The sequence below is a fragment of the uncultured Maribacter sp. genome, from assembly GCF_963974015.1.
Lineage (GTDB): Bacteria > Bacteroidota > Bacteroidia > Flavobacteriales > Flavobacteriaceae > Maribacter.
The window spans coordinates 378,768-394,903 of record NZ_CAXBBZ010000001.1 but is presented as its reverse complement, the minus strand read 5'-3'; the positions used below and the strand labels follow the sequence as shown (position 1 = coordinate 394,903).

The 16,136-nt window shown below is 36.0% G+C and carries 16 protein-coding genes and 1 pseudogene; 10 read left to right on the top strand and 7 right to left on the bottom strand.

The window, feature by feature from the left end; all coding sequences use genetic code 11:
* Nucleotides 1–82 precede the first annotated feature (82 nt).
* The 5 genes from AACZ41_RS01760 (at nucleotide 83) to AACZ41_RS01740 (ending at nucleotide 5,114) form a co-directional block, all read left to right on the top strand.
* Nucleotides 83–694: a hypothetical protein gene (locus tag AACZ41_RS01760; protein ID WP_339625888.1), complete on the top strand. Its 612-nt coding sequence runs from the start codon at nucleotides 83–85 to the stop codon at nucleotides 692–694.
* Entirely contained in the window at nucleotides 681–1,151 is a 471-nt protein-coding gene (locus AACZ41_RS01755; RefSeq protein ID WP_339625886.1) for a 3-oxoacyl-ACP synthase, read from the top strand. The genes AACZ41_RS01760 and AACZ41_RS01755 overlap by 14 nt, the downstream gene beginning before the upstream one ends.
* A gap of 61 nt (nucleotides 1,152–1,212) precedes the next feature.
* Nucleotides 1,213–2,934 carry an IlvD/Edd family dehydratase gene (locus AACZ41_RS01750; RefSeq protein ID WP_339625884.1) on the top strand — a complete coding sequence of 574 codons (1,722 nt, stop codon included), beginning with the start codon at nucleotides 1,213–1,215 and terminating at the stop codon, nucleotides 2,932–2,934.
* A 3-nt stretch (nucleotides 2,935–2,937) separates the two neighbouring features.
* Nucleotides 2,938–4,266 (top strand): GntP family permease, encoded by a 1,329-nt coding sequence (locus AACZ41_RS01745; protein WP_339625882.1) that lies wholly within the window; start codon nucleotides 2,938–2,940, stop codon nucleotides 4,264–4,266.
* A gap of 11 nt (nucleotides 4,267–4,277) precedes the next feature.
* The gene (locus AACZ41_RS01740) at nucleotides 4,278–5,114 is read left to right on the top strand and encodes a fumarylacetoacetate hydrolase family protein (protein WP_339625880.1); all 837 of its coding nucleotides are present in this window, start codon (nucleotides 4,278–4,280) and stop codon (nucleotides 5,112–5,114) included.
* Here AACZ41_RS01740 and arfB read toward each other — a convergent pair.
* The 7 genes and pseudogenes from arfB to AACZ41_RS01705 form a co-directional block, all read right to left on the bottom strand.
* On the bottom strand, nucleotides 5,111–5,512 hold the full coding sequence (gene arfB, locus AACZ41_RS01735; RefSeq protein WP_339625878.1) for an alternative ribosome rescue aminoacyl-tRNA hydrolase ArfB: 402 nt from the start codon (nucleotides 5,510–5,512) through the stop codon (nucleotides 5,111–5,113). The genes AACZ41_RS01740 and arfB overlap by 4 nt on opposite strands.
* 119 nt (nucleotides 5,513–5,631) lie before the next feature.
* Entirely contained in the window at nucleotides 5,632–6,621 is a 990-nt protein-coding gene (locus AACZ41_RS01730) for an ABC transporter ATP-binding protein (RefSeq protein WP_339625876.1), read from the bottom strand.
* Between the two features lie 85 nt (nucleotides 6,622–6,706).
* Nucleotides 6,707–8,862 (bottom strand): annotated as a pseudogene (locus tag AACZ41_RS01725) (prolyl oligopeptidase family serine peptidase).
* A gap of 85 nt (nucleotides 8,863–8,947) precedes the next feature.
* Entirely contained in the window at nucleotides 8,948–9,937 is a 990-nt protein-coding gene (locus AACZ41_RS01720; protein ID WP_339625873.1) for an aspartate-semialdehyde dehydrogenase, read from the bottom strand.
* A 250-nt stretch (nucleotides 9,938–10,187) separates the two neighbouring features.
* Nucleotides 10,188–10,595 carry a large conductance mechanosensitive channel protein MscL gene (gene mscL, locus AACZ41_RS01715; protein ID WP_339625871.1) on the bottom strand — a complete coding sequence of 136 codons (408 nt, stop codon included), beginning with the start codon at nucleotides 10,593–10,595 and terminating at the stop codon, nucleotides 10,188–10,190.
* A gap of 82 nt (nucleotides 10,596–10,677) precedes the next feature.
* Complete coding sequence (gene alr, locus AACZ41_RS01710; RefSeq protein WP_339625869.1) at nucleotides 10,678–11,784, bottom strand: alanine racemase; 1,107 nt, start codon at nucleotides 11,782–11,784, stop codon at nucleotides 10,678–10,680.
* Nucleotides 11,777–12,421 carry a thymidine kinase gene (locus tag AACZ41_RS01705; protein ID WP_339625867.1) on the bottom strand — a complete coding sequence of 215 codons (645 nt, stop codon included), beginning with the start codon at nucleotides 12,419–12,421 and terminating at the stop codon, nucleotides 11,777–11,779. The genes alr and AACZ41_RS01705 overlap by 8 nt, the downstream gene beginning before the upstream one ends.
* 104 nt (nucleotides 12,422–12,525) lie before the next feature.
* Here AACZ41_RS01705 and AACZ41_RS01700 point away from each other — a divergent pair, with 104 nt between their 5' ends.
* The 5 genes from AACZ41_RS01700 to AACZ41_RS01680 all read left to right on the top strand — a co-directional run bounded on the left by AACZ41_RS01700 (nucleotide 12,526) and on the right by AACZ41_RS01680 (nucleotide 16,123).
* Nucleotides 12,526–13,215, top strand: a complete 690-nt coding sequence (locus tag AACZ41_RS01700) for a hypothetical protein (protein WP_339625865.1) — start codon at nucleotides 12,526–12,528, stop codon at nucleotides 13,213–13,215.
* A gap of 150 nt (nucleotides 13,216–13,365) precedes the next feature.
* Nucleotides 13,366–14,037: a 16S rRNA (cytidine(1402)-2'-O)-methyltransferase gene (gene rsmI / locus AACZ41_RS01695; protein WP_339625863.1), complete on the top strand. Its 672-nt coding sequence runs from the start codon at nucleotides 13,366–13,368 to the stop codon at nucleotides 14,035–14,037.
* Nucleotides 14,038–14,042: 5 nt separating this feature from the next.
* Nucleotides 14,043–14,381 (top strand): HopJ type III effector protein, encoded by a 339-nt coding sequence (locus tag AACZ41_RS01690; RefSeq protein WP_339625861.1) that lies wholly within the window; start codon nucleotides 14,043–14,045, stop codon nucleotides 14,379–14,381.
* A 37-nt stretch (nucleotides 14,382–14,418) separates the two neighbouring features.
* Entirely contained in the window at nucleotides 14,419–15,546 is a 1,128-nt protein-coding gene (locus AACZ41_RS01685; protein ID WP_339625859.1) for a DUF819 family protein, read from the top strand.
* Nucleotides 15,547–15,550: 4 nt separating this feature from the next.
* Nucleotides 15,551–16,123, top strand: a complete 573-nt coding sequence (locus tag AACZ41_RS01680) for a uracil-DNA glycosylase family protein (protein WP_339625857.1) — start codon at nucleotides 15,551–15,553, stop codon at nucleotides 16,121–16,123.
* Nucleotides 16,124–16,136 lie beyond the last annotated feature (13 nt).

Sequence of the window (16,136 nt, the reverse complement as noted above, 5' to 3'; positions counted from 1 at the left end):
GCTTATCTGTTACTCAAATTTAAATGTTGGTTTACCTAGAACAGTAGACTGATAAATGGTTTGTAATAGAATTAAATACTATATGAAAGAATTGACACAAAGAATTGGCACAGGTATAATGTTAGCTATTTTAGGTACCGTTTGCCTAGTAGGATGCGGAGCATCACAAACTCACTATCAGCGCGAATATGCTAAAGTGTGGAAAGAATTGATAAAATCTCAAGCATGGCAAGAGTCTTTACTTGCTGATAATGCGGAGAATACAGAGGAATTATATGCTAGTAATGATAACGAGGTTTTACTAGCTAATGATACAAAAATAGAAGCTGGTTTTGAGGATCGGTACCAAACCCTGGTATCAAAAGCCTATTTTAAAATAATTACCGAAGCAGAGAAAGCCGATGCCCGAATTTCTGCTGATTATAAATTATTGCAAGACGATGAATCGTCTATATCAATAAGTAAAAAGCAAGAGCATGAAATCACTAAAAAATATGAAGCTCATAAAGCGATGTTGAGTGGGCTAAAGTCTTGGAATATTTTTAGCGAGGACCGTTCGGGCGATTTAGATTATTTTAAAATTGAAAATAAAAGTGCTATCCAAAGAATGATACAATCAGGCGATGCAGACCATCAAATGGTAAATTACTTGATTTATAAATTAGCAGATTTGTACCACGTTGAAGAAAATTGAAGAGTGCGAGACCTTAAAGAAGGAGGCTTACAACTTTTGTGGCCAATTTGTTGAAGAGAGACTAGGAAGAATACAGTCGCAGATAAAAGAACTTGAAACCGCGCTAACTTCAGAGACAAAAAGTAGTGCTGGTGACAAGCATGAAACTGGTAGGGCAATGATTCAATTAGAGCGTGAAAAACTGGGTCAGCAACTATCAGAATTAGAAAAAACACAACAACTACTTTCTAAAGTCCCAAAAGATAGGAACTCCCAATTGGTGGGATTGGGAAACTTGGTCATAACTGATTTCTTTACATACTATATAGCAATATCTGCAGGAGAGTATAAAAATTCGACCAATTCTGTGTATTGCATTTCTGCTGCCACCCCAATCGGAAAATTAATTTACGGTAAGTCTATAGGAGACACATTTCATTTTAATGGTAAAACCTCAACGATACTAACAATTCACTAATATTTCATACAAAATATTTCGTTATCTTAATCCCGGCATATTTTTTTGCCTAATTAATAGTATGGATAAGAAAAGAAAATTACGGAGTAGCGAGTGGTTTGGCGGCAATGATAAAATGGGTTTTGTTCACCGATCTTGGTTAAGAAATCAAGGATATCCTGATGATTATTTTGAAGGGAAACCGGTAATAGGAATTTGTAATACTTGGTCTGAACTAACACCATGCAATGGTCATCTTCGTGATTTTGCAGAAGTTGTAAAAAGAGGGATTTTAGAAGCAGGCGGTTTTCCATTAGAATTTCCAGTCATGTCTTTGGGTGAAACCATAATGAAACCCACGACCATGTTATTTCGCAATTTAGCGAGTATGGATACAGAAGAATCCATTCGTGCTAATCCATTAGACGGTATTGTTTTGTTGACAGGTTGTGACAAAACTACGCCTTCGACAATAATGGGTGCGTGCAGTGTAGATTTACCTACCATTGTCGTCCCTGGCGGGCCTATGTTAACAGGTCGCTTTAGAGGAGAGAAAATAGGTTCTGGTTCTATGAATTGGATGATAAAAGAACGCCAAGAGATTGGTGGATATTCTGCAGAAGATATTAAAGAAGCTGAGGTTTGCGTTGCTCGAAGTATAGGGCATTGTAACACCATGGGTACCGCTTCGACTATGGCTACGATGTGTGAAGCTTTAGGGTTGACGTTGCCAGGTTTTTCTTCAATACCTGCGGTTGATTCAAGAAAAAAATTATTCGCTCAATTATCTGGAAGGCGAATTGTAGAAATGGTAAAGGAAGATTTAACACTTTCTAAAATACTAACAAGAAAAGCATTTGAGAATTCTATAATTACCAACGCTGCAGTTGGCGGCTCTACAAATCTTATAATTCATCTTACAGCAATTGCTGGTAGAATTGGAGTAAGATTAAATTTGGAAGATTTTGATAAAGTGGGAAGTAAAGTACCCTTACTCGTGAATTTAAAACCTTCAGGAAAATACTTAATGGAAGATTTCTTTTATGCCGGCGGATTACCAGTGGTCATGAAAGAATTGAAACCGTTGTTACATGATGAGGCCATTACGGTAAATGGCAAAAGCATCACAGATAATTACGAAAGTGAAGTATGTTATGATAGAGATGTAATTGCAGCTTTAGAACATCCTTTTCAGGAAAAAGCAGGCATTGCCGTATTAAAAGGCAATTTATGCGAAAATGGAGCGGTTATAAAACCATCGGCCGCTACGCCAAGGTTGATGCAGCATCGAGGGGAAGCAGTAGTTTTTGAAAGTATGGAAGACTACCATGAACGAATAGATGATCCAAATTTAGAAATTGATGAGAATAGTGTAATCGTGCTTAAGGGTGTTGGTCCAAAAGGATATCCAGGAATGCCAGAAGTGGGTAATGTAGACCTACCTAAAAAACTATTAGCAAGAGGAATTACTGATATTATTCGCATTTCAGATGGGCGAATGAGCGGTACAGCTGCAGGTACGGTTATTTTACATGTCTCCCCAGAATCTACGGTTGGTGGAACGTTGGCATTTGTGAAAAATGGTGATATGATAGAGTTGAATGTAGAAAAACGTTCACTGCATCTTGATGTTGAGTTAGAAGAGTTGATCAAGCGAAAAAAAGAATGGATTTCACCAGAACCGTTAGCTAAGAGAGGATATGTTAAAATGTATATTGATCATGTAGAACAAGCTGATAAAGGTGCCGATTTAGATTTTCTGGTTGGTGGTTCTGGATCTAAAGTAGAACGAGATTTACACTAGATTATGGAAATATTTTACCTCATCATTGCAGTCATTGCTATTATCATATTAACGACCAAGCTGAAGATACATGCTTTTTTAGCGCTTTTCATTATTTCTATTTTATACGGAATTTTTGCGGGCATGCCTTACGCCGATATCATACTATCTATAAATGAAGGTTTTGGTGGGACGCTTGGAAAAATAGGATTGATTATAGTTCTTGGGGTAATCATAGGTGCATTTTTAGAGAATACCGGAGGGGCTTTCGCTATTGCAGAAAAGGTGTTGAAAATTATTGGAAGAAAAAGAGTGCCTACAGCTATGGGTATTATTGGTTATATCGTTTCGATACCGGTTTTTGCAGATAGCGGTTTTATGCTATTGCATCCCTTGAACAAAAGCCTTTCCAAGAAAGCAAAAATATCGATTGCTGGTCCGGCAATAGCCTTAGGTTTGGGTCTAATGGCTTCCCATACAATGGTACCGCCAACGCCTGGTCCCATTGCAGCTGCAGGAATTTTGGATGCAGATTTAGGATTGGTCATTGCCTTTGGCTTTCCAACCAGTATAGTTGCGTTAATTGTCGGTATTATTTTCGCGAAGAAGTATGCTTCCAAAACCTATATCGAGCCAGATGTTGAAGATACATTAACAGCCGACAAAGAAATAAATGATTCTCCAGGAGCGCTTAAATCCTCAATCCCAATTCTAGTGCCAATTGTACTTATCGTATTGAAATCAGTTTTAAATCCAACTAAAACAGGATTGGATAACGGTTTTATAGACTTCATCAATTTTGTTGGTGAACCGGTTATATCCTTATTGATCGGTATTTTATTGTGTCTGTTATTACCTAAGAAGTTGAATTATGATATGCTGTCATCTACTGGATGGGTAGGAAAAGCAATTAAAGATGCGGCATCAATAATTTTGATAACAGGAGCAGGCGGAATTTTCGGAAAAATATTACAGAATTCAGGTATAGCCGATATATTGGGACAAACCCTAACGGAATATAACATGGGTATATTCTTGCCCTTTGTTTTGGCAGCGGCAATAAAAACGGCTCAAGGTTCTTCAACAGTGGCTTTGGTGACAACCGCATCTATCATAATGCCCATGATGTCTTCGCTTGGTTTTGATTCTGAAATTCAAAAAGCCTTGGTGGTAATAGTAATAGGTGCAGGATCTGCGGTCGTTTCTCATGCGAACGATAGTTTCTTTTGGGTGGTTACCCAAATGAGTGGTATGAATGTGAAAACAGGATATCGTTTATTTAGTTTGGGAAGTGGTTTACTCGGACTTACGGGCGCAATTACCGTTTTTATCTTTTATACAATCTTTGCATAATCTCATAAAATATGAAAGTATATAATACCAAAAGTGGAATATTAGTAGAACATGAATCAAAATTCCATCTACTTAATGAAGAGAAATGGGACGAGTTTATTAATGATGATGGCATTATCACTAATACAAAGGCAAAACTAAATGAAAGTAATAGAATTAAGGATGCCAACTCAATTTTGGAAAACAATCTAAAAGCTCCTGTTCAAAGTCAAGAAATATGGGCTAGTGGTGTTACTTATTACAATAGCAAATTAGGAAGGGAAGAGGAATCTAAAGAGGCAGGAGGCAGTAGTTTCTATGCTAAGGTTTATGAGGCTGATCGGCCCGAGTTGTTCTTTAAAGCTACTGCACACCGTACGGTTGGCAATGGAGGTGTTGTTCGAATTCGAAAAGATTCTAGTTGGAATGTGCCTGAGCCAGAATTAACCTTAGTCATTACATCTAATGGTAAAATTATAGGATACACTATAGGGAACGATATGAGTTCTAGAAGTATAGAAGGTGAGAACCCTTTGTATTTGCCGCAAGCCAAAACATATGATGGTTGTGCTGCACTAGGCCCTTGTGTGTTGTTAACCAACGAACCTTTGCCAACTAATACTAAAATACGTTTAGTTATTAATAGGGCTGGGAAAAACGTATTCGATAAAAATATTGGTATTGACCAAATAAAACGAAAGTTAGTAGATATTGTAGAATACCTTTATAGAGAATGTACGTTTCCCAATGGTAGTTTATTAATGACAGGAACAGGCATTATACCGTCAAGCGATTTTACATTAGAAATTGATGATGAGGTTATTATTTCAATAGATGGTATAGGAACCTTAGTGAACAGAGTAGGTTAAAACTCTGGCTTGCCACGATTTATCTTTTTAAGGGAAGCAATTTTTTTGCCTTTTAATCTTTTTTCAATTGAAGATCGGGTCGGTTTACTTTTTTTTCTTGGCTTTGGTACTATTAAAGATTTTTCAAGTAATTTAAAAAATCGTTTGATAACTAATTGCTTGTTTTTGTGTTGGCTTCGTGATTCATCACATTGTAAAATCAACACTCCGTCATTGGTTAATTTACTATCAAGTTTTAATTGAATTTTTTTCTTCTCACGTTCGGTAAGTCCGTTAGAAGTGTTTAGTTCAAAAGAGAGTTCTACCTTTGAAGAAACCTTATTTGCATGCTGACCACCAGGGCCACTACTTCGAATAGCCTTGAACTGTAATTCAGTAAGAATTTGATCTTTGTTCAAAATTTGGTTTTGAACAAAAGTAATTAAAAACAAATGTTCCTACTTTTCAATGAAAAAGGGTTCATTAAAAATGAATTATTTTAAAGACTCTTAATGAGCAATATAAACTTTACTAGTCTTTAGATAGAAGCGGCTTCTTGTATGCGTTGATTGATAGTTTCAATGGCCACGTTTAAAAATACCTCTTTCCCCTTTGGTAGCATTTGGTCTGCATTAAAAAAGATGACTTCATTGTCGATACTTCTACTTTCAGTTAAATAGTGACTTCCCATAGGATAAGCTTTTTCAACAGTTACCTTTAATCCTGAAGACGGTGATACTCTAAACTCATGAGTATAAACGATAATTTTTCGTTTAGTATTTGCATAGGTTTTAAGTACATCTATAGAAATCATACTTGCTTCACCAAATAGGGATGCCACATATAAGCTCTTCGGATTTTTATAAAGTTCCATCGGCCTGGCCCTTGCAATTATTTCTTTATCTCTTAAAACAACAGCGCGATCAGCAAATGGTAATACATCGTTTACATCATGTGTTGCAACAATGGTGGTAATTCTATTTTCTTTTAAATAATTGAAAATATTACGTCGTAGGCTATTTTTAAGAAAATTGTCGATATGCCCGAAAGGTTCATCTAAGAGTAAAACTTCTGGTTTTTGAGCCAAAACCCTCGCAAGGGCAACTCTTTGCTGTTGGCCACCACTTAGTGTTTTTACCTTTTTATCGGCAAACTCGGTAAGTTCAATCATTTCTAGAAGCTCTTGAGTTCTTTCTTTAAGTTCTTCAGGATAGAAAACGGAAAGATATTGACCGATATTTTCAGCAACGGAAGTGAAGGGCATTAAATCAAAATCTTGAGAAAGGTATTTCATAAATGAAGCTCCTGGAACCAAGTTGTACGCAGGGCCTAGAATTTGCTCATCTTCCCAGAAAATTTCGCCTTGTTCCAAATCCATTAATCCGTAGATAAGCTTAAGTAAAGTGCTTTTACCACAGCCACTTTCTCCAATTATGGCAACATGTTCTCCACGCTGAATCCTTAAATCAATAGATTCTAAAACTTGAAGTTTATCATAGGAAAAGGAAAGATTCTCTACTCGTAACATGTATATATTCTTTGAAATGCAAAATTGAAAAATCCGCTTCTATTAGAAACGGATTTTTCAATAATTTATTGATTTTGAAATGATTTTACTCTTTAAAATCTTTTAAAACACTTTTGTTCGGTAATTCGAAATATCCCATATTAAATAGTGTAAAGCCAAATATATCTGCATATTGTTCAATTGTTTTACTAACAGGAGTACCTGCACCATGGCCTGCATTTGTTTCAATACGTATTAAAGTTGGGTTAGTACCTTCTTGTTTTTCTTGAAGTTCGGCCGCAAATTTAAAGCTATGTGCAGGTACCACTCTATCATCATGGTCACCAGTTGTCACTAAAGTAGCAGGATAAGAAGTTCCTGCTTTTACATTATGTACTGGTGAATATCCTTTTAGATACTCGAACATTTCAATATTATCTTCAGCAGTTCCATAATCATATGCCCATCCGGCACCGGCTGTGAATGTATGATAACGTAACATATCCATAACACCAACAGCGGGCAGTGCTACTTGCATTAAATCTGGTCTTTGCGTCATTGTGGACCCGACTAAAAGACCGCCATTAGAACCTCCTCGAATAGCTAAATACTCTTTTGAAGTGTATTCATTAGAAATTAAATACTCGGCTGCTGCAATAAAGTCATCGAATACATTTTGTTTTTTGGTCTTGATACCGGCATCATGCCATTTTTTACCATACTCGCCACCACCACGTAAATTTGGTACGGCATAAATACCACCTTGCTCCATCCAAACGGCATTGGCAATACTGAAAGAAGGTGTAAGACTAACATTAAACCCTCCGTAAGCATATAAAATAGTAGGATTTTTACCATTTAGTTTAACGCCTTTTTTATAGGTGATGATCATTGGTATTTTAGTACCGTCTTTTGAATTGTAAAATAGCTGTTCAGAAGTATAATTTTCAGGATTAAAATCTATTTCTGGTTTCCAATATAACTCATATTCACCATTTTTTGGGTCGTATTTATAGATAGAACCTGGTGTATTATAGTTCGTAAATGAGAAATAAAAATCTATATCTTCTTTCTCACCACCAAAACCACTTGCAGATCCAATGCCGGGCAATTTTACTTCGCGAATAAGGTTGCCATTATAATCATATTGGAACACTTTTGAAATGGCATCTACCATATATTCTGTAAAAATATATCCTCCACCTGTATTTGGACTAAGCACATTTTCAGTTTCTGGAATAAAATCTATCCAATGCTCTAGCTCCGGATTTTTGGCGTCAACAGTAACTATCTTTTTGTTAGGTGCATTTCTATCCGTTACTATGTAAAGTTTAGATCCTACATTGTCAATAACATAATTATCAGAATCGGTATCTTCAACAATAGGAATTAATAACCCATTGGGGTCTTCCAAATCTTTAATAAACAATTTATTGCCCGAGGTGGATACTGAGGCACTTATTACCAAATATTTATTATCCTCGGTAACACTTGCTCCAATATATCTATGTTTTTCTATAGGAGTACCGCCAAATATAAGTTCATCGTTTTTTTGTGTTGTACCTAATTTATGATAGTAAACTTTATGTTGGTCGGTTTTGGCAGATAGTTCACTGCCTTTTGGTTTGTCATAACTGGAGTAATAGAATCCTTCATTGCCTTTCCAAGAGATACCACTGAATTTAATATCAATCAAAGTGTCTTCCATAATTTCTTTGGTCTCGGCATTTAAAATAATTGCCTTTCGCCAATCACTACCTCCTTCAGATATTAGATAAGCCGCTAATGAACCGTCTTTGGTAAAAGTTAAACCAGCTAATGAAGTTGTGCCATCTTCAGAAAACGTATTGGGATCCAAAAATACTTCTGGTTCTTCATCTCCTTTTGCTCGGTAAACAACATATTGGTTCTGTAGGCCATCATTTTTATAGAAATAGGTATAATTGCCTCTTTTACGTGGAGACCCTAGCTTTTCATAATTCCATAATTTTTCAAGCCTATTTTTTAAATCTTTTCGAAAAGGTATTTTTTCTAAATAACCGAACGTGGTTTTATTTTGTTCTTTGACCCAATCTTCGGTTTCTGGACTTCTATCATCTTCTAACCAACGATAAGGGTCTTTAACTTCCGTTTCAAAATAGGTGTTTACGGTATCAACTTTTGCAGTAACAGGGTAATTCACGATAATTGGTTCTGGTTACATTCGTTTTTACATGAAGAGATTATGATAATGGCCAACAGGCCAGGCAGCAATTTTTTCATTAGTAGTGATTTTTCAACTAAAATACCATAAAAAAACCTTCAAAACAGATAAGTTTTGAAGGTTTTAACGTTCTTAAAATATGATTTAAACTAGTCCTTTTTCAACTAAATATTCTGAAATTTGTACAGCATTCGTTGCGGCTCCTTTTCTCAAGTTATCGGCAACGATCCACATGTTTAACGTATTTCTTTGTGTTTCATCTCTACGTATACGACCTACAAAAACTTCATCCTTATCATGTGCGTAAATAGGCATCGGGTAGGTGTTTGTATCTGGATTATCTTGAACGGTTACACCGGGCATTTCATTTAAAAGTTGACGAACTTCATTAAGCTCAAAGTCATTTTCAAATTCAACATTTACAGATTCTGAATGTCCACCTGCAGTTGGTATACGAACGGCGGTAGCACTAATTGAGAAGGTACGGTCATCTAATATTTTTTGTGGCTCGCGTGCAAGCTTCATCTCTTCTTTGGTATAACCGTTTTCCATGAATACATCACAGTGTGGCAAAGCATTTCTACCAATTGGGTAAGGATAGGCCATTTCGCCCTGTATACCTGCTATTTCATTTTCGAGTTGTTTCACGGCTTTCACTCCGGTACCTGAAACAGACTGATAGGTTGAAACCACAACACGTTTCATTTTGTATTTTTTGTGCAATGGATACAAAGCCATTACCAATTGAATCGTTGAACAATTTGGGTTGGCGATTATTTTATCATTTGCGGTCAGTTCATGAGCGTTTATTTCGGGAACCACTAATTTTTTGGTTGGGTCCATTCTCCAAGCAGACGAATTATCTACAACTGTTGTACCCACTTCAGCAAATTTTGGAGCCCATTCTAATGAGGTGTCACCACCTGCAGAAAAGATGGCAATATTTGGTCTTGCAGCTACAGCATCTGCCAAGCCGATTACGGTATGCTCTTTGCCTTGAAAAGTCATTTTTTTACCCACGGAACGTTCAGAGGCAACCAATAATAGTTCCGTAATTGGAAAATTACGTTCTGCCAATACTTTCAACATTACTTCCCCTACCATGCCTGTGGCACCTACAACAGCTACTTTCATTTGTCAGTTCTTATAATTAAGCGGCAAAAATAATCATTACTACAAGCTACACAAGCAAAAGAAGAAAGAATAATCAAAATATAACAAAATGTTTCAAATATAACAATTGAAATAAAATAAATGAAATTAGGTGTTTGGGTCGCTGTCAAAAAAAACCGTCAACTTTGATTTCCTGACAAAGTTGACGGTTATGTATATAATAAGTTGCAGTGCAACGTTTTGCCTTGAGAAGTCAAGGAATAATTTTATTTTATTTTTTTAAAGCATCACGAATTTCAATCAAAAGTTCTTCAGCAGTTGGTCCTTTTGGAGCCTCTTCTACTGGAGCTGGTGGAGTTTTTGTTTTGTTGTAAGCTTTTACAATCATGAACAACACAAAACCTACGATTATTAAGTTGATAATTGCATTGATCCATTTACCGTACATAATGGCATTCTCCGGTTTTGTTACCGAACCATCAGCTGCAATAATTGCGTCAGATAATACAATTTTCATATCGGCGAAATCTACGCCTCCACTGAAATGACCAACAATAGGCATCATGATATCGCCAACAAATCCGCTAACGACTAATCCCATAGCACCTGCAAGTAATACAGCTACGGCTAAATCTATGACGTTACCCGTCATAATGAAATTCTTAAATTCTTTAAACATGTTTTAGTGTTTTATTAATGGTTAATATTAATGTAAGGCAATTTACTAAAAATACTCAAACCTTAAAGAAATGTTAATAAGTTCAATGTTTGATTATTCGCTTTATGCGTTGCGAAAGCCCCGTGATTAACTCATAAGAGATTGTATTTGCAGTTTTCGAGAATTCTGAAGCCGGTAGTTCTTTCCCGAAAATGATGACTTCATCCCCTTCATAACATTCAATATTTGTGACGTCAATCATAATCATATCCATACAAACATTTCCAATTATTGGAGCTAATTGACCATTAACACTAACGAAAGTTTTACCATGGCCATATTGTCTACCTATACCATCGGCATGACCCAAGGGTAAAGTTGCTGTAATGGTTTCTGAATTTGAACTATACTTACGGTTATATCCCACAGACTCCCCAGCAGGAATGCTATGCTTCTGTGCTATTATGGTTTTTAAGGTTACCACTGGTATTAGATGAGAATCTACATCTGTTTGGTTTCCGTAACCATACAAGCCAATACCACTTCGTACCATGTCGTATTGCGCTTGAGGGTAATTTATAATTCCAGATGTATTTAAAACGTGTTTTAAAAGTTTGTCTTTAAAGGTAATGTCAGCTTCGTTGCAAATGGCATCGAAACGTTTTAGTTGCAAGGTTGTAAATTCAGTTTCGTTACTATCTTCAGTAGCGGCTAAATGAGATAAAATAGCAATTACCTTAATAGCATCTTGTTTATTGATGAGTTTTGAAATTTCTGGTAGATCTTCAACCGAAAAGCCTAACCTATTTAATCCGGTATTAAATTTTAAATGAATTGGATAATCGGTAACACTTAAATCTTTAGCGGTTGAAATAAATTCTAATAATATTGATTTTGAGTAAATGCTGGGCTCTAGGTTATTCTCAATTAATGATTGAAAATGAGCCTTTTGTGGATGAAGCACTAAAATAGGTACAGTGACGCCTGCTTCTCTTAAATGAATGCCTTCGTTAGCATATGCAACGGCAAAATAATCTACACCCAAGTCTTGTAGGTGTATAGCAATGGCTTGTGAATCACTACCATAAGCATACGCTTTTACAACTGCTAAAAACTTGGTTTCTGGCTTTATTTTTGAACGTAAATATTCGTAATTATGCTGTAGTGCTTTTAGGTCAATTTCTAAAACCGTCTCTTGTGCCTTAGCCATTTTCATTCTTTTTGATTGCATCGATCTCTTCAGATTTTACATCCATGGTTTTTACCTTTTCTTTTAGCATAGCCTTGTAATAAGCTCCACGGCTTAAGGGCTCATATTCATTTACTTCACCTAACATAACCAATTTATCATTGCTGGATTTTCTAAAACTATAATTGGCCAAATTACCTGTTCGGGTACAAATGGCATGCACTTTAGTTACGTATTCGGCTGTTGCCATTAGTGCTGGCATTGGGCCAAATGGCTTTCCTTTAAAATCCATGTCAAGACCGGCAACGATAACACGAACGCCTTTATTGGCCAAATCATTACAAACCGTTACTATTTCATCATCAAAAAATTGTGCTTCGTCAATGCCAATTACATCGCAAGTGTCTGCAAGTATTCGAATATTCGCAGCGGCAGGTACAGGCGTAGAACGTATTTCATTGGCATCATGTGAAACCACCATTTCATCATCATAACGAGTGTCTACCATAGGCTTAAAGATTTCAACCTTTAATTTGGCGAACTGGGCGCGTTTTAGCCTCCGGATCAATTCTTCTGTCTTTCCAGAAAACATCGACCCGGCAATGACTTCTATCCACCCGAATTGTTCTTTCGGATTCACTGTGTTTTCAAGAAACATTTTGTAATTTTAGACGAAAATAAGGGGTTTTTCGTTTATTATTTTAGAATGATAAAGTTATTAAAAAAAGATGCCTTCTTGGTCTTGACATAAAAAATTGTGAGATGAAAAATAAGTTGAAAAAGGAGTTGAGGAAGTTGTCCACGGAAATTCTAACTGCAGATAATCTAGATGATATTTCCGGTTTATATGAATTGTCTAAAAATCTTTATGAAAAATTGGCTGTGCTAAAGTTTATTGAACTGGAACTTAACGACATGGAAGTAGATGTTTCTAAAAATGCTATTGCCGCTAAATTCGAAGAATTGGCGAACGCAGTATTAGATTCTAATAAATCAGTACCAGAGAATAATCCGCACGATGAAGATATTATGATTCCTGGTATGGATACGATTAAGGATATGGTTTCTGAAATGCCTAATAATGAAGAGTTAGAAGATGTTTTGGCTGATTTTATGTCCAAACCTAACTATATGAAAAATGACAAGGAACTTTTTATGCCTTCGAATGAGGATTTAAAGAAAAGTGAAGTGTCGCCTAAATCATTAAATGATCGTTTAGGAAATAGCAAGGTAAAAGTCGATCTTAATGATCGGTTGGCATTTGTTAAGCATTTGTTCAATAATAGTATGGAAGATTATAACCGGGTGCTGTCTCAATTAAATACAATTGATTCTGAAGAACGTTCTATTTCTTTCATTAAGAATATGGTAAAACCAGACTATAATAATTGGGTAGGTAAAGAGCAATATGAAGAACGTTTTATTGAATTGGTCGCCCGTAGATTTGCTTAATAATAATTAAATTACACATCCAGCCACTTGTATTGGGTTTTTTTACTCGATGATCGAGATTTAAATGAACCGAGGTTTGCCTAGCTAAATTTAAGTCGTTTGGTTACTAATATCTTGGGCTTGCCCCGAGGTCGTTTACTTTAGAAACACATGGGAAAACTTTATTTAGTTCCGACTCCGATAGGCAATTTAGAGGATATGACCATAAGGGCTATTCGCATACTTAAAGAGGTCGATTTAATTCTAGCCGAGGATACTCGTACTAGTGGTAAATTATTGCATCATTTTGAAATTGGTACGCCTATGAAAAGTCACCATATGCATAATGAGCATAATATGGTCGATTATTTAGTAGGTCGATTAAAAAATGGTGAGAACATTGCATTGATTTCTGATGCAGGTACGCCTGCTATATCAGATCCTGGCTTTTTATTGACTCGTGCCTGTGTAGAAAATAATATAGAAGTAGATTGTTTGCCTGGTGCTACGGCATTTGTACCAGCGTTGGTCAATAGCGGTTTACCAAATGATAAGTTTGTTTTTGAAGGATTTTTACCCGTTAAAAAAGGAAGACAGACACGCCTGAAGTTTTTGGCGGAAGAATCACGCACCATTATTTTTTATGAATCTCCACATAAATTATTGAAAACGCTTGCAAATTTTGTTGAATATTTCGGGGCGGACAGACCTGTTTCTGTTTCTAGGGAATTGACAAAGCTTTATGAAGAAACTGTTCGCGGTACAGTTGAAGAAGTATTGAGACATTTTACTGAGAAACCACCTAAAGGAGAAATTGTAATCGTTATTGGAGGAAAAAAGTAAGTGGTATGAAAATAGAAGAGTTCAAGAAGAAATTAGCGACAAAACCAATGGGTATATCTTTTTCCGACACTATGGCGGTAATTGAATCTAATTACGCTTTTACGCCTACGACATTTTCAAATGGGAATTTAACTAATGAAGCGGGTCAAAATTCTGGTTCATGTAAAGTATTTGCTTTTGCTAATAAAGTAGGTTTAACAAAACAGGAAACATTGGCGTGTTTTGGCACTTATTATTTTGATGAGGTACTTCAAGAACCAGAAGGTGGCGGTCATCAGAATATTAGGAATTTCATGAAAACCGGTTTTGAAGGCTTGACTTTTGATGGAGAACCTTTGAAATAATTTCAGGATAGGATTAAAAATACCTTAAATTGTTACCATGATAGTACCATGGGTAATAGCCACAATCACGGTCATAGCTGTATATTTTTTAGACCGATGGGAGAATAGACACATCAAATCTATTTTTGATTGGGTACCCGCCATCCTTTTAGCATACATTATTCCTGCGATTATTTCCTATGTGCTAAATGTTGATTATTCCCAGTCTAGTATTCATGATTTTAGTAAGGATTATTTTATTCCCTTAGCGATAATTGCTGTGATGAGTAGTTTGTCGCTTACCCAGCTAAAAGCAATCGGATTAAAACCTTTATTGGTTTTTGCATCGGGGTCATTATTCATCGCAGTATTCCCTTTAGTATTTTTATTACTTTTTTCTGAGACCGAATTGGTGTCTGAAATCATGATACAAGAGGGTTATTGGATGGGCATACCTCCTATTGTAGGAAGTTGGATTGGGGGTAGTACCAGTCAATTGGTCTTAAAGGAATTGGTAGAATGTCCAGAAAATATATTCCTTACTGTTTTGGTGATGGATAATATTTTGGTGAATGTTTGGACCATTCTAATGTTTCAAAGTATTAAAAAAAGCAACAAACTTAATATATGGTTTAAGGTTACTGACATTGCCATTCCCGAAGATATTCGGGTTGAGAACGGTGTTAAATTAAATCCCATGGTAAGTATAGCTATCATTTTAGGAATAGTAGTTCTATGTAATTTTTTAATAGAGAGTTTTGTTGTGAAAGTGGTGCTATTGTCCTTTTTAGGATTGGCAATAAGCAATTTTATAAAACAATGGAATTACAAATTCGCCCTAAAAGCAGGTGGAATTCTTATTATAGTGGTTATGGCCGTTTTAGGATTAAAACTACAAATTGCTACACTTGGGTTTAATATGCCTTTTCTTGGATTTTTGGTAGTATGGTTGGTTGGCCACTTTTTGTTTATGATACTTATTGCAAAACTTTTAAATATAAATATGGCATGGGTGCCAATTGCAAGTATGGCAAACGTTGGCGGTATAGCTACGGCACCGGCAGTTACCGCTGCCTATAATTTAAAATGGATGCCACATGCCATTGTACTGGCTATTTTAAGCATGGCGACAGGAACATTTTGGGGAATGTTGACGATTTGGTTGGTGAAGTATTTTGTAATCTAACGTAATGGAAAAATTATTGACCGAAATAAGAGGATGTGAAGTTTGCAAAGCTCATTTGCCTTTAGACCCTCGACCAATAATTTCTGGTTCAATAAAGTCAAAAATAATTCTAGTAAGTCAGGCGCCAGGTAGAAAAGCCCATGTTGAAAATAAAGCATGGGATGATCTTAGTGGTAAAAAACTAAGAGAGTGGCTTGGTGTTAATGAAGAAGTCTTTTATAATCTAGATAATTTTGCGGTATTACCAATGGGTTTCTGTTTTCCCGGGAAAGGGAAAACAGGCGATTTACCACCTAGAAAAGAGTGTGCTCCGTTATGGCATTCTAAAGTATGGGAACAATTTGAAAATGTAAAGCTAATTCTACTGATCGGTAAATATTCACAAGACCAATATTTGGGGAAATCATCTAAAAAGAATCTGACGGAGAATATATTGAACTATTCAGACTTTCTACCACAGTATTTTCCAGTGCCGCATCCTTCTCCTGTAAATCACTTTTGGCGAAGAAAAAATCCATGGTTTGAAGAGGAGGTTGTTGGGGAGTTACAAGAGCTAGTAGCCCATATTTTAAAATAGGGTACGTCTTTTC

Coding starts and splice junctions, on each gene's coding strand:
- AACZ41_RS01680 (WP_339625857.1), top strand. CDS start 15,551: ATGGAAAAATTATTGACCGAAATAAGAGGATGTGAAGTTTGCAAAGCT.
- rsmI (WP_339625863.1), top strand. CDS start 13,366: ATGGGAAAACTTTATTTAGTTCCGACTCCGATAGGCAATTTAGAGGAT.
- AACZ41_RS01690 (WP_339625861.1), top strand. CDS start 14,043: ATGAAAATAGAAGAGTTCAAGAAGAAATTAGCGACAAAACCAATGGGT.
- AACZ41_RS01685 (WP_339625859.1), top strand. CDS start 14,419: ATGATAGTACCATGGGTAATAGCCACAATCACGGTCATAGCTGTATAT.
- AACZ41_RS01720 (WP_339625873.1), bottom strand. CDS start 9,937: ATGAAAGTAGCTGTTGTAGGTGCCACAGGCATGGTAGGGGAAGTAATG.
- AACZ41_RS01745 (WP_339625882.1), top strand. CDS start 2,938: ATGGAAATATTTTACCTCATCATTGCAGTCATTGCTATTATCATATTA.
- AACZ41_RS01740 (WP_339625880.1), top strand. CDS start 4,278: ATGAAAGTATATAATACCAAAAGTGGAATATTAGTAGAACATGAATCA.
- AACZ41_RS01705 (WP_339625867.1), bottom strand. CDS start 12,421: ATGTTTCTTGAAAACACAGTGAATCCGAAAGAACAATTCGGGTGGATA.
- AACZ41_RS01700 (WP_339625865.1), top strand. CDS start 12,526: ATGAAAAATAAGTTGAAAAAGGAGTTGAGGAAGTTGTCCACGGAAATT.
- AACZ41_RS01730 (WP_339625876.1), bottom strand. CDS start 6,621: ATGTTACGAGTAGAGAATCTTTCCTTTTCCTATGATAAACTTCAAGTT.
- mscL (WP_339625871.1), bottom strand. CDS start 10,595: ATGTTTAAAGAATTTAAGAATTTCATTATGACGGGTAACGTCATAGAT.
- alr (WP_339625869.1), bottom strand. CDS start 11,784: ATGGCTAAGGCACAAGAGACGGTTTTAGAAATTGACCTAAAAGCACTA.
- AACZ41_RS01760 (WP_339625888.1), top strand. CDS start 83: ATGAAAGAATTGACACAAAGAATTGGCACAGGTATAATGTTAGCTATT.
- AACZ41_RS01750 (WP_339625884.1), top strand. CDS start 1,213: ATGGATAAGAAAAGAAAATTACGGAGTAGCGAGTGGTTTGGCGGCAAT.